The organism is Oerskovia merdavium, from assembly GCF_014836755.1.
In the GTDB taxonomy this organism is placed as follows: Bacteria; Actinomycetota; Actinomycetes; order Actinomycetales; family Cellulomonadaceae; genus Oerskovia; species Oerskovia merdavium.
In genome coordinates this window covers 87,381-105,712 of sequence record NZ_JACSQF010000005.1, presented here as the reverse complement: position 1 = coordinate 105,712, position 18,332 = coordinate 87,381, and the positions used below count along the sequence as shown (strand labels likewise).

Genomic DNA, 18,332 nt, shown 5'->3' with positions numbered 1-18,332 from the left:
GGACGAGCACCGCGGGGGAGCGCCGGAGACCCTTCCGGCGCTCCCCGGTAGAATCGACGCGTGACCTCCCCCGATCCCGCTGCCGCTGCCGTGCCCGCTTCCGACGAGACGCCCGTCGTGCCCACCGCCCCGGTGCCGGTCGACGAGTCCGACGACCTCCCCGAGCAGCTGCGGGTCCGGCGCGAGAAGCGCGAGCGCCTGCTGGCGCAGGGCGAGGAGGCGTACCCGGTCTCGGTGCCGCGCACGCACACGATCGCCCAGGTCCGTGCGGCGTACGAGCACCTGGAGAGCGGCCAGGAGACCGACGACGTCGTGGGCGTGGCCGGTCGTGTCGTGTTCCTGCGCAACACGGGCAAGCTCTGCTTCGTCACGCTCCAGGACGGTGAGGGCAACCGTCTCCAGGTCATGCTGAGCCAGGCCGTCGTGGGCGAGGAGTCGCTCGCCGCGTTCAAGGCCGACGTCGACCTGGGGGACCACCTGTTCGCCCACGGGCGCGTCATCAGCTCGCGCCGCGGTGAGCTGAGCATCTTCGCGGACGAGTGGAAGATCGCCGCGAAGTCGCTGCGTCCGCTGCCCGTGCTGCACAAGGAGCTCTCGGAGGAGAGCCGGGTCCGCCAGCGCTACGTCGACCTGATCGCCCGCCCTGCCGCGCGCGACATGGTCCGCCTGCGCGCGGGCGTGGTGCGGTCGTTGCGCGAGAACTTCCACGAGCGCGGCTATCTCGAGGTCGAGACGCCCATGCTGCAGACCATTCACGGTGGTGCGGCGGCGCGTCCGTTCACGACGCACATGAATGCGTTCGACATGGAGCTGTATCTGCGGATCGCTCCCGAGCTCTTCCTCAAGCGTGCGGTCGTCGGAGGTGTCGAGCGCGTGTTCGAGATCAACCGCAACTTCCGTAACGAGGGCGCCGACTCGACGCACTCGCCGGAATTCGCGATGCTCGAGGCGTACGAGGCCTACGGCGACTACAACACCATGGCCGAGCTGACCCAGAACCTCGTGCAGCGTGCCGCGCTGGACACCTTGGGAACCACGGTGGTCGAGCTTCCGGGCGGTGAGGAATACGACCTCGGCGGTGAATGGGCGCAGCTCAAGATGTACGACTCGCTCTCCGAGGCGCTGGGAGAGGAGATCACCCCGGAAACGTCGGTGGAACACCTGTCCAAGATCGCGGACCGCCTCGAGATCTCCTACGACACCAAGCGTGCCGGGCACGGCAAGCTCGTCGAGGCGATCTGGGAGCACCTCGTGGGCGACCACCTGTACGCACCGACGTTCGTCCGCGACTTCCCGGTCGAGACCTCCCCCTTGACCCGCGACCACCGCACCGTCAAGGGGCAGGTCGAGAAGTGGGACCTCTACGTCCGCGGATTCGAGCTGGCCACGGCCTATTCGGAGCTCGTCGACCCGGTCATCCAGCGTCAGCGTTTCGAGGCGCAGGCGCTCCTGGCCGCAGCGGGTGACGACGAGGCCATGCGCCTCGACGAGGACTTCCTCACAGCCATGGAGTACGCGATGCCCCCGTCGGGCGGCATGGGCATGGGGCTGGACCGCCTGCTCATGGCCCTGACCGGCCACGGGATCCGCGAGACCATCCTCTTCCCGCTGGTCAAGCCTGCTCAGTGACGTCCAGGTGACGGTGCGGGGGCTGGGTGCGTCGCGGGAGACGTACCCAGCACCCGTGAGCCGGTCGTAGACTGGCGGGCATGACTGATTTCTGGCCGGCCGTCTATGCGCTGATCCCGTCGGTCGGGGTCGGTATCCTCTTCTTTTTCGCGATGCGCGCCATCATCCGTTCGGACCGCACGGAACGCCTTGCCATGGCAGAGCTCGACGCCCAGGCGGACGCGGCAGAGCGTCAGGAACGGGCGGCACAGGAATCCTCGACGACTTCTCGGTAGCCCGGCACGCTGCTTTCGCTTTGACGTGATTCCATGAGAATGGCACACTTCGAGATACCAGCATCAATTCTCGAAGACGCGAGGTAGCACTGTGGCACAGAAGGTTCAGGTAATTCTCGTCGACGACGTCGACGGTGGGTCTGCCGACGAGTCCGTGACGTTCGCCCTCGACGGCGTCTCCTACGAGATCGACCTCAGCTCGGCGCACGCCGAGGAATTGCGTGAAGCATTCTCGAAGTGGGTCGGTCACGCGCGCAAGGTCACGCGTGGCGCTGCGCGTCCGGCGGCCAAGAAGGCGCGTTCTTCCGCAGCCGGCCCGTCGCGTGCGACGGAGATCCGTGAATGGGCCCGGAACAACGGCTACACGGTGAGCGAGCGCGGTCGTATCTCGGCCGACATCCAGCAGGCATTCGACGCGGCGAACTGAATTCGCCGACGTCTTCCGTCAGGGGCGTCCTGACCGGTTCTCCGCAGCGCGGAGGCCTGGTCAGGACGCCCCTGACGCATGTCCGGGTGCTACTAGGCTCTGTGCATGACTTCTACCTCGTCGGCGCCCGTGGCCGCCGCGACCTCTCGGACCCTGTGGCTCGGTACGTACCCGGACGGGGCGGACGCCGGGAGCGGCGAGGGGATCTGGCGTCTCGAGGTCGACGCGGCCACGGGTGAGCTGGGCGAGGCGGCACTGGTCGCGGTCACGCCCTCGCCGTCCTTCCTCGCGCTCGACCCGGACGGCTCCCGGCTGTACGCGGTCACGGAGACCGAGCACGGTGCGGTGAGCGGGTTCGCGCTCACGGCGGACGGTGGGCTCGCCCCGCTGGGCGTCGTGCCCAGCGGTGGCTCCTACCCCTGCCACGTCGTGGCGGTCGACGACGCCCTGTGGGTGGCCAACTACGGTGACGGCACGTTCGCGGTGCTGCCGCTCGACGCCGAGGGAGCCCCGACCGAGGCGCTGCGGCTCGGGCACCAGGGCACGGGACCCGACGCCGAGCGCCAGGAAGGACCGCACGCCCACTTCGTCGGCGAGGTCGGGGGCGCGCCGGTCGTGGCGGACCTGGGGACGGACGAGCTGCGCGCCTACCCGCGCGCGCTCGACGCGCTGCGGGCCCAGGCGGACGGCGGGGTCCCCGCGCGAGTCCTCGCGACGTTCCCCGGCGGTGCGGGGCCGCGTCACTTCGCGGTCCTGCCCGGCGAGGCCGGGGCGCAGGGAGCCCCCGCGGCCCTGCTCGTCGCGACCGAGCTCGACTCGCGCGTCTACGTCCTGGTCCCGGCCGCGGACGGCTCGTTCGAGGTGGCGAGCTCGGTCCCGGCGACCGCGGCCCCGCTGCCCGCGGGGGGCCGCAGCTACCCCTCGCACGTCGCGCTGAGCGCGGACGGCTCGTGCCTGTTCGTCGCGATCCGGGGGGCGGACGTGCTCTCGACGTTCGCCGTCACGCGGGACGCCGCAGGGCCCGACGGCGCCGCTCCCGTCCTCGAGCACCTCGCCGACTCCCCGCTGGGCGGGGCGTGGCCGCGGCACTTCGCGGTGCTGGCCCCCGTGGGCGACGGCACTCCTGCGGGCGACCTGGTGGTCGTCGCGAACCAGAACTCCTCCAACCTCACGGTCCTGCGGATCGACCGGGAGGACGGGTCGGGCGTGCTCGTCGACGAGCTGGCGGTCCCCGTGCCCGCGTGCGTCGTGGAGGCCTGAGCGCCGTGAAGGAGTCCCCGCGCATCGCGATGCTCTCGGTGCACACCTCGCCGCTCGACCAGCCCGGGACGGGCGACGCGGGCGGCATGAACGTGTACATCACCGAGCTGTCGCGGGCGCTCGCGCGACGCGGGGCGAAGGTCGAGATCTTCACGCGCGCGACGTCGTCGGCCCAGCCTCCCGTGGTCGAGGTCGAGGACGGTGTCCTGGTCCGCCACGTCGTGGCCGGTCCGTTCGAGGGGCTCGACAAGAACGACCTGCCGGGCCAGCTCTGCGCCTTCACGGCCGGGGTCCTGCGGGCCGAGGCCCGGCGGGACGCCGGCTGGTACGACGTGGTCCACACGCACTACTGGCTCTCGGGACAGGCGGGCTGGCTCGCGGCCGACCGCTGGGACGTCCCGCTCGTGAACTCGATGCACACCATGGCCCGCGTGAAGAACGCCGCGCTGGCGCCGGGTGACGCCCCGGAGCCGCTCGGTCGGATCATCGGCGAGGAACAGGTCGTCGCCGAGGCCGACGCGCTCGTGGCGAGCACGCCCGAGGAGTTCAAGGACCTCGTCGACCAGTACGGGGCCGACCCCGCGAAGGTCCACGTCGTGCCGCCGGGCGTGGACCTCGAGCTGTTCTCGCCCCCCGCGCCGGGGGAGTCCAAGGAGGCGCTGCGTGCGGCGCTCGGGCTCCCGACGGCGGGCAGGCTCGTGCTCTTCGCCGGGCGCGTCCAGCCGCTCAAGGCGCCCGACGTCCTGGTCAGGGCGCTCGGCGTCCTCGCGGACCACGACGAGCCGCTGCCGACCCTCGTGGTCCTTGGCGGCGCGAGCGGTCGTCTGACGGCCGTGCGCGAGCTCGAGGCGCTCGCGTTCCAGATGGGCGTCGCCGACCACGTGATCGTGCGCCCGCCCGTGCCGCGCGAGCAGCTCGTGCGTTACTACCGGGCCGCGGACGTCGTCGCGGTGCCGTCCCACAACGAGTCGTTCGGGCTGGTCGCGGCCGAGGCGCAGGCGTCGGGCACGCCCGTGGTCGCCGCGGCCGTCGGCGGGTTGCGGACGGTCGTCGAGGACGGGGTGTCGGGCATCCTCGTCCCCGACCACAACCCGTGGACGTGGTCGCGCACGCTGAGCGACCTCCTGGCCGACGACGCGCGTCGCGCCGAGCTCGCCTCAGGCGCCCGGCGCGTGAGCGAGCGCTACGGCTGGGACGCGACGGCCGAAGCCATGCTGTCGGTGTACGCGCAGGCGGCCGAGGTGCGGGCCGCGCGCCCCCGCTGAGAGACCGGTCGACGACTCGGTGCAGCCCGCGGAGGCGCGGCGCCCGCCGTCGTCCGCGACGAGCGGTGCCCGTGCTCGCCGGGCACCGCTGCGGACCGCTCGGGTCAGTCCTGGCGTTCGAGCACGAAGACCGGGATCTCGCGGTCGGTGCGCTCCTGGTAGTCGGCGTACGGCGGGTAGGCCTCGACCGCGCGCTTCCACCACAGGGCCTTCTCCTCGCCCGTGACCTCGCGCGCCGTGTAGTCGTGGCGCTCGGGGCCGTCCTGGAGCTCGACGTGCGGGTCCGCCACGAGGTTGTAGTACCAGACGGGGTGCTGGGGCGCTCCGCCGAGCGAGGCGACGACGGCGTAGTCGCCGTCGTGCTCGACGCGCATGAGCGGGGTCTTGCGGATCTTCCCGCTCTTGGCGCCCAGGGTCCACAGGATGACGACGGGCATCCCGTTCATGGTCGTGCCCTTGGTGCCGCCCGAGCTCTCGTAGAGCTCGGTCTGCTTGCGTGCTCGGTCGTCGGGGCTCGGTGCGTACTCTCCGGTGATGGGCATGTCTGTTCCAACGCGTGGCGCGCGTCACCATTCCCGCGGCGCGAGCTCCCGGTTCGCCGCCGGAAGTTCCACCAGGAGTTCCGTCGTGCTCCCGTGAGCTCCCGCCCGAGCTCCCCCGACGCCCGACGTGTTCCACCTTCTTCGGGGGGAACTTCCCGTTCCGTAGATGTTCGGTGACCATTTCCCGGGACAGCGCTGCCACGGTCGCCGGGGTACGGGATGATGTTGACCATGACCTACACCCTCGTGCTGCTCCGCCACGGCGAGAGCGAATGGAATGCCAAGAACCTGTTCACCGGCTGGGTGGACGTCGCACTCTCGGAGAAGGGCGTCGAGGAGGCGAAGCGCGGCGGCGAGCTCCTCAAGGAGGCCGGCATCCTGCCGGACGTCGTCCACACCTCCCTCCTGCGTCGCGCGATCACCACGGCGAACCTCGCCCTGGACGCTGCTGACCGTCACTGGATCCCCGTGAAGCGCTCGTGGCGCCTCAACGAGCGCCACTACGGTGCGCTCCAGGGCAAGGACAAGAAGCAGACGCTCGAGGAGTTCGGCGAGGAGCAGTTCATGCTGTGGCGTCGTTCCTACGACGTGCCGCCGCCCGCGATCGAGAAGGGCTCGGAGTTCTCGCAGGACGCCGACCCGCGCTACGCCGGCGAGCCCGAGGTCCTCACCGAGTGCCTCAAGGACGTCCTCGAGCGCGAGATGCCCTACTGGGAGTCGGACATCATCCCCGACCTCAAGGCCGGCAAGACCGTCCTGGTCGCCGCTCACGGCAACTCGATCCGTGCGATCGAGAAGTACCTCGACGAGATCTCGGACGAGGACATCGCGGGCCTGAACATCCCCACGGGCATCCCGGTCGTCTACGAGCTCGACGAGAACTTCAAGCCGATCGTCAAGGGTGGCACGTACCTGGACCCCGACGCCGCGGCAGCCGCCGTGGCCGCGGTCGCGAACCAGGGTCGCTGACCTCGACGCACAGCCACGAACGCCCGACGGCGCCGCACCCCCCGGGGGGGGGGGGGGGGGGCGGGGGGGCGTTCGTGGAGCGGGAGACGTGCACCGTGACGCTCGGCCCGGCACACCGGGAGGAGGGGCCCCCGGGAACCCGTTAGGCGCGCGCGGCCTGCCCGCGGTCGTCCGCGAAGTCGCCCGTGACGAGGAACGTCACGCGCTTGGCGATCGAGACGCCGTGGTCGCCGAACCGCTCGTAGTAGCGGCCCACGAGCGTCACGTCGACCGTCTCCTGCGGGGTCCCCGTCCAGTCCGGGCCCAGGACCGCCGCGAACGTGTCCTGGTGCAGGTGGTCCAGCAGGTCGTCGTCGCGCTCGACGTTCGCTGCGACCGTCAGGTCACGCGTCGTCAGGAGCGTCGTGGTGCGGCGCGCGACCCGCGTCGCGGCGTCGTGCATCTGGGCGAACGTCCCCTCCAGCAGAGGGTGGATCGCGTGCGCCGGGTAGCGGCCGCGTGCGACCTGGGCGACGTGCCGGGCGAGGTCGCCCATGCGCTCGAGCGTCGCGCTCATGCGCAGCGCGCTCACGACGACGCGGAGGTCGGTCGCGACCGGCTGCTGCTGCGCGAGCAGCAGGACGCAGCGTTCGTCGAGCTCGCGCTCGAGGGCGTCGATCGCGTGGTCGGACGCGATGACGGACTGTGCGAGCTGGAGGTCGGCAGTGAGCAGCGCCGTCCCCGCCCGACTGATGGCAGACTCGACCAAGCGACTCATCTCGGCAAGGTCGTCACCGACCTGCTTGAGCTCGGCCTCGAAGATTTCCCGCATCGCATCCCTTTCATGGTGACCAGCAACCCCCACCATGTCAGGCCAGGTGAACCGGGAGGTGAACGGTCAGGTGAACGACAGGACGCCGCCAGGTGAACTCTTGGGCGCGCCGCACCGGAACCGTCCCGGAACGGGCGCGGACGGTCCGGCGGGGTCCTCTCCGACCGTACGCTGGAACCGTGGAAGGAATCCAGGAGGGCGTCGGGCTGCTCGTCGCCGGGGTCATCGGGCTGCTCGTGGGCGTGTTCGCGACGCTCGCGTTCCGGTTCAGCGAACGCAGCGCCCACCGCATGCCCGACGGGGAGGCCCCCGAGCTCGACGAGGGGCTGGTGCGCGTGCTCGCGGTGCTGCGCTCGGCCGCCGTGGTCCTCGACGGCGAGGGCGAGGTGGTGCGGGCCAGCCCACCGGCCTATGCCTTGGGCGTGGTGCGGGGTGACGCGGTCGTGCATGCCGCGATCCTCGACATGATCGCCGAGGTCCAGCGCGACGGGGTGATCCGCGACGAGGAGCTCGAGCTCCCGCGCGGCCCGGTCGGCCGCGGCATGGTCATGCTCCAGGTCCGCGTCGCGCAGGTCGGCCCGCACCACATCCTCGTGCTCGCCGAGGACCGGACCGAGGCGCGACGCATCGACGCGATCCGCCGTGACTTCGTCGTCAACGTCTCGCACGAGCTCAAGACCCCGGTGGGCGCGCTCGCGCTGCTCGCCGAGACGGTCCAGGACGCCGCGGACGACCCCGTCGCGGTCCGCCGGTTCACCGGACGCATGCAGCAGGAGGCCACGCGCCTGTCCGCGCTGGTCCAGGAGATCATCGAGCTCTCCCGCCTCCAGGTCGCCGGCGCGCTCCAGGCCGTCACGACCGTCCCTGTGCGGGGCGTGGTCGAGGAGTCCGTCGACCGGGCGCGCACCAACGCCCAGGGCAAGGGCATCGTCCTGACGGTCGGAGGCGACCTCGACGCGGTCGTCTACGGCGACCACGCGCTGCTCGTGACCGCGGTCCGCAACCTGCTCGACAACGCGGTCGCCTACTCGGGCGAGAACACGCGCGTCGGGGTGGGCGTGAGCGTCGTCGGAGACCTTGTCGAGATCGCTGTCGTCGACCAGGGCATCGGGATCTCCGCAGGCGAGCAGCAGCGCGTGTTCGAGCGGTTCTACCGGGTCGATCCCGCGCGCTCGCGCGACACGGGCGGCACGGGCCTCGGCCTCAGCATCGTCAAGCACATCGCTGCCGACCACGGCGGCGAGGTGACCATGTGGTCCGAGCCCGGCCGTGGTTCCACGTTCACGCTGCGCATCCCGGCGGCGGACCCGACCGCGGTGGAGGCTTCGCCGTCGGGCACCGAGGGTGCTGAGGACGCAGGCGGCGCAGAGAACACCGACGGCGCGGCGGACGTTCCCGTGACCCCGCCCCTCACCGAGGCCCAGGCCCCGACCGACGTCGCCGCCCCCTCCCGGGCGGGCGACCCACAGACCGATCCCTACCCCGGCACGTCCCCCAGAACCAAGGAGGTGGGTGCGTGACGCGCATCCTGGTCGTCGAGGACGAGGAGTCGTACCGCGACCCTCTGACCTATCAGCTGGCCCGCGAGGGCTTCGACGTCGTCGAGGCGGCGACCGGGCCCGAGGCTCTGGCCGCCTACGACGCGGGCGGTGCGGACCTCGTGCTGCTCGACCTCATGCTCCCCGGCCTGAGCGGCACCGAGGTCTGCCGCGAGCTGCGCCAGCGCGGCAACGTGCCCGTCATCATGCTCACGGCCAAGGACTCCGAGATCGACAAGGTCGTGGGGCTCGAGCTCGGTGCGGACGACTACGTGACCAAGCCCTACTCGTTCCGGGAGCTCCTCGCGCGCGTGCGCGCCGTGCTGCGGCGCCAGGGCGGGCCGGAGGCCGCCGCGGGGGAGCCCGAGGACGACGGGGCGCTCGAGGTCGGTCCGGTCAAGATGGACGTCGAGCGGCACACGGTCTCGGTGCACGGCGAGCTCGTCTCGTTCCCGCTCAAGGAGTTCGACCTGCTCGAGCTGCTGCTGCGCAACGCGGGCCGGGTCCTGACGCGCGGGCAGCTCATCGACCGCGTGTGGGGGGCCGACTACGTGGGTGACACCAAGACCCTCGACGTGCACGTCAAGCGCATCCGCTCGAAGATCGAGCCCGACCCGGCGACCCCGCGCTACCTGCTGACGGTGCGTGGGCTGGGCTACAAGGTGGCCGACGGCGACGCGTAGCTCAGGTGCGGTGCCGACCCGTCGGGGCGGGCACCGGCGTGTCCGGGCCGGAGAGCTCGGACACGCCGCTCAGCCGCCGCTGGTCCCGCCGGGGTCACCGGTTCCGCCGGGGCTACCGGACGTGACGGGGCTACCGGACGTGCCGGGGCCGCTCGGCTGGTCGCCGCCGGGGCGGCGCCTCGGGCGCCCGCGCAGGGCACCGCGTCGTTCGGGTCCTCGCCGCTCCGCGGCAGGCCTGGGCGCCTGGGGGACGTCGCTGCCGTAGAGCTCGTCCCACTGCTCGGAGATGGTCTCGGTCACGCGGCGCGTGACGTGCTGGGTGAGGACCAGGCGGGCCTGGGCCCGTTCGGCGCGCAGGATCGCGCTGTGCTCCTCACGCAGCGCGATCACGGTCGACAGGGCCATGCCGATCATGACGACCGAGAACGGCAGGGCGATGAGGATCGCGGCCGTCTGCAGAGCGGTGAGCCCACCCGAGATCAGGAGGGCCATCGCGAGGAGGCCCGACAGCACGGCCCACAGGATGCGGTTCCAGACCGCGGGGTGCGGGTCGCCACCCGAGGTCAGCATCCCGACGACGAACGAGCCCGAGTCGGCCGACGTCACGAAGAACACCCCGATGAGCACGATCGCGAGCACCGTGAGGACCGGGCCGCCCGGCAGGTCGCCCAGGAGCTGGAACAGCACGGTGTCGGTGTCGACGCTCCCGTCGGCGCCTATGAGCCCGCCGTCGCCGAAGATCTGCCGGTAGAGCGCCGAGCCGCCGAAGATCGAGAACCACAGGAACGTCACGAGCGTGGGGACCAGGAGCGTGCCCATGACGAACTCGCGGATGGTGCGCCCGCGCGAGATGCGCGCGATGAAGACGCCCACGAACGGGGCCCACGAGATCCACCAGCCCCAGTAGAAGATGGTCCACGACGACTGCCACTCGAGCCCGGCGTCGCCCTGGAAGGCCGTGGTGTCGAACGTCAGGCGGATGACGTTCTGGAGGTAGTACCCCATGGACTGCACGTAGTCGCGCAGGAGGAACAGCGTGGGGCCCACCACGAGCACCGTGAGGGCCAGGACGCCGGCCAGGACCATGTTCCCGTTGGAGAGCCATTTCATGCCGCGCCCCAGGCCCGAGGCGACCGAGAGGGTCGCGACGGCCGTGATCCCGATGATCAGGCCGATCTGGAGCGCCAGGCCCGGCTCGGCGACGTTCAGGAAGCCGAGCCCGGCCCCGATCTGCAGCACACCGAAGCCCAGCGAGGTCGCGACACCGAACACCGTGCCCAGCACCGCGACGACGTCGACCACGTCGCCGAGGCGGCCCTTGACCCGGTCGCCGAGCAGGGGTTCGAGGGCCCACCGGATCGAGACGGGCCGCCCCTTGCGGTGGATCGCGTAGGCGAGCGCGAGGCCCGCGACGACGTAGATCGCCCAGGCGTGCACGCCCCAGTGAAGGTAGCTCTGCCCCATCGCGGCCTGCGCGAGGGCCGCCGGGTCGCCCGTGACGCCCGGCTTGGGCGACGCGTAGTGCGTCAGCGGCTCGGCCGCTCCCCAGTAGACGAGCCCGATCCCCATGCCGGTCGCGAACAGCATCGCGAACCACACGGGCAGCCGGAACAGCGGGGTCTCGTCGTCCTTGCCGAGGACGATGTCGCCGAAGCGGCTCAGGCCCATCCACAGCGCGAAGATGACGAACCCGGCCACGATCAGCACGTAGTACCAGCCGAACGCTCCGATCACGTCGGCCTGGAGCGTGCCCAGGACCGCCGTGGTCCCGTCCGTGAACACCATCGCGAGCAGGACGAACAGCAGGATCAGGCCGGCCGCAGGGTAGAAGACGCGGGGGTACATGCGCCCGGGCGGCACGGGGAGGGCCGCGGCGGCCCCGGCCCCGGCCTCGGTGCCCGACGCCGGGGCGGGAGCGGGGGAGGCGGCGCTGTCGCCCGCCGGCGCGGTCCCGTCCTCGCTCGCATCGCTGGTGGGGTGGTCGCTCGTGCCGTCGTCGCTCACGCGAGGTCTCCTGACGTTCGTCCGTGCGGGTCGTGCGGTGCCCGTGAGCGAGGGGCCGACGACGTGCAGGTCCGGCTCGGTCTGCTCGACGACCTGTTCCTGCCAGCGTTCCCGACCTGCCTGGATGAGGCAACCGCTGGCCCCCGGGAGGGGGCCGCGGCGACCCCGTCACAGTGGTTTATCCACAGGCCGCAAGAGTCTGTGCACTGTTCATCTGTCGTTCACCCGGACAACCGGAGCGCGTCACCCGGGCTGCTTAGCGTCGTTGTTGTCACCGGCGCTCGCTGGTGCCGCCCCCGCGTTGAACAGGATGGAAGAAGAGAGTGAAGCTCAGCCGATTCACCCGCGCAGGTTCCGCAGCAGCCGTCGGCATGCTCGCGTTGACGTTGGCAGCGTGCGGCTCGAACAGCACCGACTCCGGTGGCGACGCCACCACTGATGGCGCAGCGAGCGGCTCGACCGAGGACCTCACGGGCACGCTCGCCGGTGCCGGCGCCTCGTCCCAGGAGAAGGCCGTGGCCGGCTGGATCGCCGGCTTCGGCGACATCGCCCCCGGCGTGACCGTCAGCTACGACGCGGTCGGCTCCGGCGGAGGCCGCGAGCAGTTCCTGTCCGGCGCCACGCAGTTCGCCGGCTCCGACGCCGCCCTCAAGGAGGACGAGCTCGCGACCGCGACCGACCGCTGCTTCGGCGGCGAGGCGATCGAGGTCCCGCTCTACATCAGCCCCATCGCCGTGATCTACAACCTGCCCGGTGTCGACACCGAGCACCTCCAGCTCTCGGCCGAGACGCTCGCGAAGATCTTCAACCGCGAGATCACGACCTGGAACGACCCGGCGATCGCCGCGGAGAACGAGGGCGTCGAGCTCCCCGCGACCGCGATCATCCCCGTGAACCGCTCGGACGAGTCCGGCACCACGGAGAACTTCACCGAGTACCTCGCGGCCGCCTCGAACGGCGCCTGGCCGCACGAGGCCAGCGGCGACTGGCCCCTGTCCGGCGGTCAGTCGGGTCAGGGCACCCAGGGTGTCGTCGACACCGTCACGGGTGCCGAGGGCGCCATCGGGTACGCCGACGCCTCGCGCGCCGGTGACCTGGGCACGGTCGCGATCAAGGTCGGCGAGGAGTACGTGCCGTTCTCGCCCGAGGCCGCGGCCAAGGTCGTCGACGCCTCGCCTCGTGCGGAGGACGCGACCGACAAGCGCCTCGTCGTCGAGATCGACCGCACCACGACCGAGGCCGGCGCCTACCCGCTGGTCCTCATCTCCTACTCGATCGCCTGCGACACCTACGACAAGGCCGAGGACGCCGCGAACGTCAAGGCGTACCTGACCTACGTCGCCAGCGAGGAGGGCCAGGCACGCGCTGCCGAGGCCTCCGTCGCCGGCTCCGCCCCGATCTCGGACGCCCTGCGCACCGAGGTCCAGGCAGCGCTCGACTCGATCACCGTCAAGAGCTGATCGCAGAACTGCACACGGTCACACACCCAGGGGCGGGTCGCGTCGAGGCTGTCAGCCTGATGCGGCCCGCCACGGGCGCGTGACTCCCGGATCGTCGTCCTACCACCGCCGCACCTCAGTCATCGGAGCATCAGTGGCCGTCACCTCTCCTCCCTCCACCCGAGCCGGGCTCGGGTCCGAGCCCCAGGTCCCCGCGACCAAGGGCGGCCTGGCCGGCCGGGTCTTCGCCGGCCTGTCGACCGGTGCCGGGATCCTCATCCTCGTGGTCCTCGCCGCGGTGGCCGTGTTCCTCGTCATCGAGGCGTGGCCCGCGCTGACGGCCAGCCCCGAGGAGCTCCAGGAGATCTCCTGGTTCAAGGCGGACTCGCTGCTCGCGTACGTCGGCCCGCTCGTGTTCGGGACGCTGCTCGCCTCGATCCTGGCGCTCGCGATCGCGGTCCCGGTCTCGGTGGGCATCGCGCTCTTCATCTCGCACTACGCGCCACGGCGCCTGGCGCAGGGGCTCGGCTACCTGATCGACCTCCTCGCGGCCATCCCGAGCGTCGTGTACGGCCTGTGGGGCGCCCTGTGGCTGCTCCCGATCCTCAACCCGTTCTTCACGTGGCTGAGCGGGACGCTGGGCTTCATCCCGCTGTTCGCGGGCTACCAGGCCCCGGCCAAGAACATCATGTCGGCCTCGATCGTCCTCGCGGTCATGATCCTGCCGATCATCACGGCGGTCTCGCGCGAGGTGTTCCTCCAGACCCCGGTGCTCCACGAGGAGGCCTCCCTGGCCCTCGGTGCGACGCGCTGGGAGATGGTCCGCATGGCGGTCCTGCCGTTCGGCCGCTCGGGCGTGATCAGCGCCTCGATGCTGGGCCTCGGCCGCGCGCTCGGCGAGACCATGGCCGTGCTCATGGTCATCTCGCCCGGGTTCCTCTACTCGCTGTTCCTCCTCAAGCCGGGGCAGCAGCAGACGATCGCCGCGAACATCGCCTCGAAGTTCCCTGAGGCGAGCGGCCTCGCGGTGAGCACCCTCATCGCGACGGGCCTCGCGCTGTTCGTCATCACGTTCGTCGTCAACATGATCGCGCGCTGGATCATCGCGCGCCGCAAGGAATTCTCGGGAGCGAACTGATGACGGTCACCGACCTCACCCCCGCCACGCCCGGCGTCCCGGACGGCTCGGGCACCGTCCAGCTCGTCGCGACGCAGAAGCGACTGCCGCGCTGGGCGCCGTGGGCCTTCGCCGCGGGCGGCGTGCTCGTCGCGTTCGGCATCCTCGCGGTCACGGGCACCCCGACGATCGCGGGCGTCCTGGGGCTGGGAGCCGTGCTCTACGCCCTGGGCCTCACCATCACCTCGCGCGTCGTCGAGGGCGCCCGCTGGGCCACCGACCGCCTCGCGACCACGCTCGTCACGTTCGCGTTCCTGCTCGCGCTCATCCCGCTGGTCTCGCTCCTGTGGATCGTGGTCACGCGCGGCGCGAAGCTCTTCGGGGCGACGTTCCTGTCGACCGACATGGTCGGCGTCTACGGCGACATGACGAGCGGCGGGATCTGGCACGCGATCGTCGGAACGCTCCTCATCACGGGGGCCGCGACGATCATCTCGGTCCCGATCGGCCTGCTCACCGCGATCTACCTCGTCGAGTACGGGCGCGGCGCCCTGGCCCGCTGGATCACGTTCCTCGTGGACGTCATGACGGGCATCCCGTCGATCGTCGCGGGGCTGTTCGCGTTCTCGCTCTTCACGCTGATCTTCGGCCCGGCGTACCGCGCCGGGATCATGGGCGCGGTCGCGCTGTCGCTGCTCATGACCCCCGTCGTGATCCGTTCGGTCGAGGAGATGCTGCGCCTGGTCCCCAACGAGCTGCGCGAGGCGTCGCTCGCCCTGGGCGTGCCCAAGTGGCTCACGATCGTCAAGGTCGTCCTGCGGACCTCGATCGCGGGCATCGTCACGGGCGTCATGCTCTCGATCGCCCGCGTCATCGGGGAGACGGCACCCCTGCTCCTCACGGTCGGTCTCATCACGCAGGTCAACTGGGACCTCTTCGACGGTCGCATGGCGACCCTCCCGGTCTTCGCCTACCGCCAGTACGAGCAGGGCGGCGTGGGGATCGACCGGGCCTGGGCCGCGGCCCTGACCCTGATCCTGATCGTCATGCTGCTCAACCTGATCGCCCGGCTCATCAGCCGCCTGTTCTCGCCCAAGACCGCTCGCTGAGCCGAGCCCACCAGTCGAGCCGGACCGCGCACCCCGCGCGACCGGCCACCGGAAGGAAGCACATCATGTCCAAGCGAATCGACGTCTCGGACCTCAACGTCTACTACGGGGACTTCCTCGCCGTGGAGGGCGTGACCATGGCGATCGAGCCACGCTCGGTCACGGCCCTGATCGGCCCCTCGGGCTGCGGGAAGTCGACGTTCCTGCGGACGCTGAACCGCATGCACGAGGTCATCCCGGGCGCCCACGTCGAGGGCAAGGCCGTCATGGACGGCCAGGACCTCTACGCGCCCGACGTCGACCCGGTCGCGGTCCGTCGCCAGGTCGGGATGGTCTTCCAGCGTCCGAACCCGTTCCCGACGATGTCGATCAAGGAGAACGTCCTCGCGGGGGTCAAGCTCAACAACAAGCGCATCTCCAAGTCGGACGCGAACGACCTGGTCGAGTCCTCGTTGCAGGGTGCGAACCTCTGGAACGAGGTCAAGGACCGCCTCGACCGTCCGGGTTCCGGACTGTCCGGCGGTCAGCAGCAGCGCCTGTGCATCGCCCGTGCGATCGCGGTGCGCCCGCAGGTGCTCCTCATGGACGAGCCGTGCTCCGCGCTCGACCCGATCTCGACCCTCGCGATCGAGGACCTCATGTCCGAGCTCAAGGACGACTACACGATCGTGATCGTCACGCACAACATGCAGCAGGCGGCCCGCGTGAGCGACCGCACGGCGTTCTTCAACATCGCGGGCACGGGCAAGCCGGGCAAGCTCGTCGAGATGGGGGACACCGCGACGATGTTCTCCTCGCCGACGGTGCAGGCGACCGAGGACTACATCTCGGGCCGCTTCGGGTGATCGGTGCGGTGCCGGCGCGCGGAGTCGGGGGCGCAGCCTCCTGAGGCCCGCGGGCGGCACCCCGGGCGAGATGCACGACGGCGAGGCTCCCCCAGGAGGGGAGCCCCGCCGTCGTGCGTGGGGCAGCGGTCAGATCGCGGAGCCCTTGAGGGATCCGGTCGTCGGCTCGGTGCCCGCGGTGATGAAGCACTGGACCACGCGGTCGTCGTCAGTCTCCCACCCGACCTGGACCGGGAGCATGGGCCAGATGTCGAGCGACGACTCCTCGTAGCTCAGGCCGACGAAGCCCTCGAACTCGGCGAGGCAGAACTCCTCGGTCAGCGAGGCGATCGCCTCGTCTCCCGGGTAGTCCCCGGCCTCGAGCTCCTTCTCGGCGTAGAGCTCGTCGGTGTGCGGGTCGCCGCACGGGACGACGGGCATGGAGCTGACTTCTTCGTAGTCGTCGCTGTCGGTCGGCTGCTCCGCGTCGGCAGCCACCTGGTTGACGCAGTCGCCGATCTGGAGCGAGAACACGTCGGCGTCGGAGGCCGCGGTGACCTCGCCGTTCGGCTCGTCGCGCTGGGCCTCTTGCGGGCCGAGGATCGCGCTGCAGCCGGAGACGAGGAGCACCGACGTGAGGAGAACTGCGCCGACCGCGAGAGATCGCGTGGGGCGGAGGCGGGCAAGAGCCACGGGCGTGCCGTTTCTACGAGGGGGAGGCCACGACGGCCGATCCCGATGGCGGGATGCTATCGGTCGCCGCCGACACGCGTCAGGGTGATTTCTCCGGTCCGTCCCCGGGGGAAGCACGACGGCGAGGCACCCCTCCTGGGGGCGCCTCGCCGTCGTGCACCGCTCGTCGCGCGGACGGGCACCGACCCTTCCGTCGTGCGGAGGCCGGGCCGTCAGCCGCGGATCAGGGCAGGTAGTCCTCGTACTCCGGCAGCAGGCCGTTGAGCACCGGGACCTCGGCGGTCTGGGTCTCGCCCGTGCTCGACGTGAGGGTCACCGAGATGGTGCCGCCCGGCGGCACGTCGATGTTGCCGAACTGGGCCTCGAAGCCGTTGTCGACGCTCAGGTAGACGGTCTCGCCGGCCTCGAGCGGGATGTCGATCGGGTCGGTGCCCTCAGGGGCGACCGTGATCTCGACGGGCTCGTCGGAGTCGTTGGCCATGCCGCCCAGCAGCGTGCCGGGCTCGCCCTCGGCGGCCGAGATGATGAGCAGGTTGAGCCCGCGCACCTCGTCGGTGAGGTTGATGCGCACGCCGTCGGACGGCGAGTAGGCGATGTCCGTCGTGATGGGCGAGCAGGCCGACACGGCGAGGACGCCGGCCACGATCGCGGGGATCGCGAGCACGAGCGATCGCCGAGTCGTGGTCAAGCGGGACGGGGTGCTGGTCACGTGCGCTCCAATGTGCTGCGGGCAGTCTCGGTGTGCGACGGGTGGGGCCGGTGCTCGGCGCCCGGGCGCACATGACCACAGCCTAGTCGCTCCGACGGATGCGCCGCTCGGGCGGCGTGGCGACGACGTGCGCGCCCCGAGCAGAGCGGCCTGGTCGCAGCCCGGGGCGCCATGGCAGGCGATCCCGTCGGCCGCGATCCGTGCGCCCCGGGCCCCACGGGACGGGTGAACCGCCCGTGAACGGCCTCGGACGTCAGGGGACTGCGGGCGTGATCAGCGGAATCACGGGGCTCTCGCGGGCCACGGGCGAGGCGAGGGCTCGGAATCGCAGGGGCCCCCGTGGTAAGATCGACCTCCGCGAAAGGGGACATCTGCAGATGACGTTCACAGTAGGCGAGACCGTTGTCTACCCACATCACGGTGCCGCAAAGATCGAAGAGATCAAGACCCGCACCATCCGCGGGGAGGACAAGATCTACCTGAAGCTGAAGGTGGCTCAGGGCGATCTGACGATCGAGGTCCCGGCGGACAACGTCGACCTGGTGGGCGTCCGCGACGTCGTCGGCCAGGAAGGTCTCGACAAGGTCTTCGAGGTTCTTCGCGCACCATACACGGAAGAGCCGACCAACTGGTCGCGCCGCTACAAGGCCAACCTCGAGAAGCTGGCCTCGGGTGACGTGATCAAGGTGGCAGAGGTCGTCCGCGACCTGTCGCGTCGTGACGCAGACCGCGGCCTGTCGGCCGGGGAGAAGCGCATGCTCGCGAAGGCTCGACAGATCCTGGTCTCGGAGCTGGCCCTGGCCGAGCACACCGAGGAGGACAAGGCTGAGGCCATCCTCGACGAGGTCCTGGCTTCCTGAGCCACGAACTCACCACGTACCACCGACGACGCACGGGCTGCTGGCAGCCCGTGCGTCGTCGTCTGTGGGCGGTCGGCCGCGCGGGCGCGACGAGCTCCTCGACAGGGCGCTCAGGGCTCTCGGCGCCGACCGGTCGTCTCGACCGCGGGCCGACGACGGTCCACAAGCCGAGATCGTC

At 70.9% G+C, this 18,332-nt stretch carries 18 protein-coding genes; 13 read left to right on the top strand and 5 right to left on the bottom strand.

Annotation, left to right across the window (positions count from 1 at the left end):
- Positions 1-117 precede the first annotated feature (117 nt).
- The 5 genes from lysS (at position 118) to mshA (ending at position 4,856) form a co-directional block, all read left to right on the top strand.
- A complete protein-coding gene (gene lysS, locus H9641_RS06500) occupies positions 118-1,629 on the top strand; it encodes a lysine--tRNA ligase (protein ID WP_191802250.1) in 1,512 nt (503 codons plus the stop codon).
- An 80-nt stretch (positions 1,630-1,709) separates the two neighbouring features.
- On the top strand, positions 1,710-1,904 hold the full coding sequence (locus tag H9641_RS06495) for a hypothetical protein (protein ID WP_068626860.1): 195 nt from the start codon (positions 1,710-1,712) through the stop codon (positions 1,902-1,904).
- 91 nt (positions 1,905-1,995) lie between these two features.
- Complete coding sequence (locus H9641_RS06490; protein WP_056645228.1) at positions 1,996-2,331, top strand: histone-like nucleoid-structuring protein Lsr2; 336 nt, start codon at positions 1,996-1,998, stop codon at positions 2,329-2,331.
- A 105-nt stretch (positions 2,332-2,436) separates the two neighbouring features.
- Positions 2,437-3,591: a lactonase family protein gene (locus H9641_RS06485; RefSeq protein ID WP_191802072.1), complete on the top strand. Its 1,155-nt coding sequence runs from the start codon at positions 2,437-2,439 to the stop codon at positions 3,589-3,591.
- A 29-nt stretch (positions 3,592-3,620) separates the two neighbouring features.
- The gene (mshA, locus tag H9641_RS06480; RefSeq protein ID WP_191802248.1) at positions 3,621-4,856 is read left to right on the top strand and encodes a D-inositol-3-phosphate glycosyltransferase; all 1,236 of its coding nucleotides are present in this window, start codon (positions 3,621-3,623) and stop codon (positions 4,854-4,856) included.
- 104 nt (positions 4,857-4,960) lie between these two features.
- Here the strand turns inward: mshA and H9641_RS06475 are convergent, their stop codons facing one another.
- Positions 4,961-5,398, bottom strand: coding sequence for a nitroreductase family deazaflavin-dependent oxidoreductase (locus H9641_RS06475; RefSeq protein WP_191802070.1), 438 nt, complete (start codon positions 5,396-5,398; stop codon positions 4,961-4,963).
- 231 nt (positions 5,399-5,629) lie between these two features.
- Between H9641_RS06475 and H9641_RS06470 the strand changes: the two genes are divergently transcribed.
- A complete protein-coding gene (locus H9641_RS06470) occupies positions 5,630-6,367 on the top strand; it encodes a phosphoglyceromutase (RefSeq protein WP_191802068.1) in 738 nt (245 codons plus the stop codon).
- A gap of 142 nt (positions 6,368-6,509) precedes the next feature.
- On the opposite strand, the gene phoU is transcribed toward H9641_RS06470, so the two are convergent.
- A complete protein-coding gene (gene phoU / locus H9641_RS06465) occupies positions 6,510-7,178 on the bottom strand; it encodes a phosphate signaling complex protein PhoU (RefSeq protein WP_191802066.1) in 669 nt (222 codons plus the stop codon).
- A gap of 179 nt (positions 7,179-7,357) precedes the next feature.
- On the opposite strand from phoU, the gene H9641_RS06460 reads away from it, so the two are divergent.
- Entirely contained in the window at positions 7,358-8,698 is a 1,341-nt protein-coding gene (locus tag H9641_RS06460) for a sensor histidine kinase (RefSeq protein ID WP_191802065.1), read from the top strand.
- A complete protein-coding gene (locus H9641_RS06455) occupies positions 8,695-9,399 on the top strand; it encodes a response regulator transcription factor (RefSeq protein ID WP_191802063.1) in 705 nt (234 codons plus the stop codon). Before H9641_RS06460 ends, H9641_RS06455 begins: the two co-directional genes overlap by 4 nt.
- 69 nt (positions 9,400-9,468) lie before the next feature.
- On the opposite strand, the gene H9641_RS06450 is transcribed toward H9641_RS06455, so the two are convergent.
- On the bottom strand, positions 9,469-11,403 hold the full coding sequence (locus H9641_RS06450) for a BCCT family transporter (protein WP_318244417.1): 1,935 nt from the start codon (positions 11,401-11,403) through the stop codon (positions 9,469-9,471).
- Positions 11,404-11,774: 371 nt separating this feature from the next.
- On the opposite strand from H9641_RS06450, the gene pstS reads away from it, so the two are divergent.
- The 4 genes from pstS (at position 11,775) to pstB (ending at position 15,913) form a co-directional block, all read left to right on the top strand.
- Positions 11,775-12,863, top strand: a complete 1,089-nt coding sequence (pstS, locus tag H9641_RS06445; RefSeq protein WP_191802244.1) for a phosphate ABC transporter substrate-binding protein PstS — start codon at positions 11,775-11,777, stop codon at positions 12,861-12,863.
- 133 nt (positions 12,864-12,996) lie between these two features.
- On the top strand, positions 12,997-13,980 hold the full coding sequence (pstC, locus tag H9641_RS06440; RefSeq protein WP_056645239.1) for a phosphate ABC transporter permease subunit PstC: 984 nt from the start codon (positions 12,997-12,999) through the stop codon (positions 13,978-13,980).
- Positions 13,980-15,068, top strand: coding sequence for a phosphate ABC transporter permease PstA (gene pstA / locus H9641_RS06435; protein WP_191802061.1), 1,089 nt, complete (start codon positions 13,980-13,982; stop codon positions 15,066-15,068). Before pstC ends, pstA begins: the two co-directional genes overlap by 1 nt.
- A gap of 65 nt (positions 15,069-15,133) precedes the next feature.
- The gene (gene pstB / locus H9641_RS06430) at positions 15,134-15,913 is read left to right on the top strand and encodes a phosphate ABC transporter ATP-binding protein PstB (RefSeq protein ID WP_191802059.1); all 780 of its coding nucleotides are present in this window, start codon (positions 15,134-15,136) and stop codon (positions 15,911-15,913) included.
- Positions 15,914-16,042: 129 nt separating this feature from the next.
- Here pstB and H9641_RS06425 read toward each other — a convergent pair whose 3' ends face one another.
- Both H9641_RS06425 and H9641_RS06420 read right to left on the bottom strand, forming a co-directional pair.
- Positions 16,043-16,585: a hypothetical protein gene (locus tag H9641_RS06425; protein WP_191802057.1), complete on the bottom strand. Its 543-nt coding sequence runs from the start codon at positions 16,583-16,585 to the stop codon at positions 16,043-16,045.
- Positions 16,586-16,808: 223 nt separating this feature from the next.
- Complete coding sequence (locus H9641_RS06420) at positions 16,809-17,294, bottom strand: hypothetical protein (protein ID WP_191802055.1); 486 nt, start codon at positions 17,292-17,294, stop codon at positions 16,809-16,811.
- A gap of 377 nt (positions 17,295-17,671) precedes the next feature.
- Here H9641_RS06420 and H9641_RS06415 point away from each other — a divergent pair, with 377 nt between their 5' ends.
- Positions 17,672-18,154, top strand: coding sequence for a CarD family transcriptional regulator (locus H9641_RS06415; protein ID WP_030144079.1), 483 nt, complete (start codon positions 17,672-17,674; stop codon positions 18,152-18,154).
- Positions 18,155-18,332: the final 178 nt, after the last annotated feature.

Coding starts and splice junctions, on each gene's coding strand:
- phoU (WP_191802066.1), bottom strand. CDS start 7,178: ATGCGGGAAATCTTCGAGGCCGAGCTCAAGCAGGTCGGTGACGACCTT.
- pstA (WP_191802061.1), top strand. CDS start 13,980: ATGACGGTCACCGACCTCACCCCCGCCACGCCCGGCGTCCCGGACGGC.
- H9641_RS06470 (WP_191802068.1), top strand. CDS start 5,630: ATGACCTACACCCTCGTGCTGCTCCGCCACGGCGAGAGCGAATGGAAT.
- H9641_RS06495 (WP_068626860.1), top strand. CDS start 1,710: ATGACTGATTTCTGGCCGGCCGTCTATGCGCTGATCCCGTCGGTCGGG.
- H9641_RS06415 (WP_030144079.1), top strand. CDS start 17,672: ATGACGTTCACAGTAGGCGAGACCGTTGTCTACCCACATCACGGTGCC.
- H9641_RS06485 (WP_191802072.1), top strand. CDS start 2,437: ATGACTTCTACCTCGTCGGCGCCCGTGGCCGCCGCGACCTCTCGGACC.
- pstS (WP_191802244.1), top strand. CDS start 11,775: ATGCTCGCGTTGACGTTGGCAGCGTGCGGCTCGAACAGCACCGACTCC.
- mshA (WP_191802248.1), top strand. CDS start 3,621: ATGCTCTCGGTGCACACCTCGCCGCTCGACCAGCCCGGGACGGGCGAC.
- H9641_RS06475 (WP_191802070.1), bottom strand. CDS start 5,398: ATGCCCATCACCGGAGAGTACGCACCGAGCCCCGACGACCGAGCACGC.
- pstB (WP_191802059.1), top strand. CDS start 15,134: ATGTCCAAGCGAATCGACGTCTCGGACCTCAACGTCTACTACGGGGAC.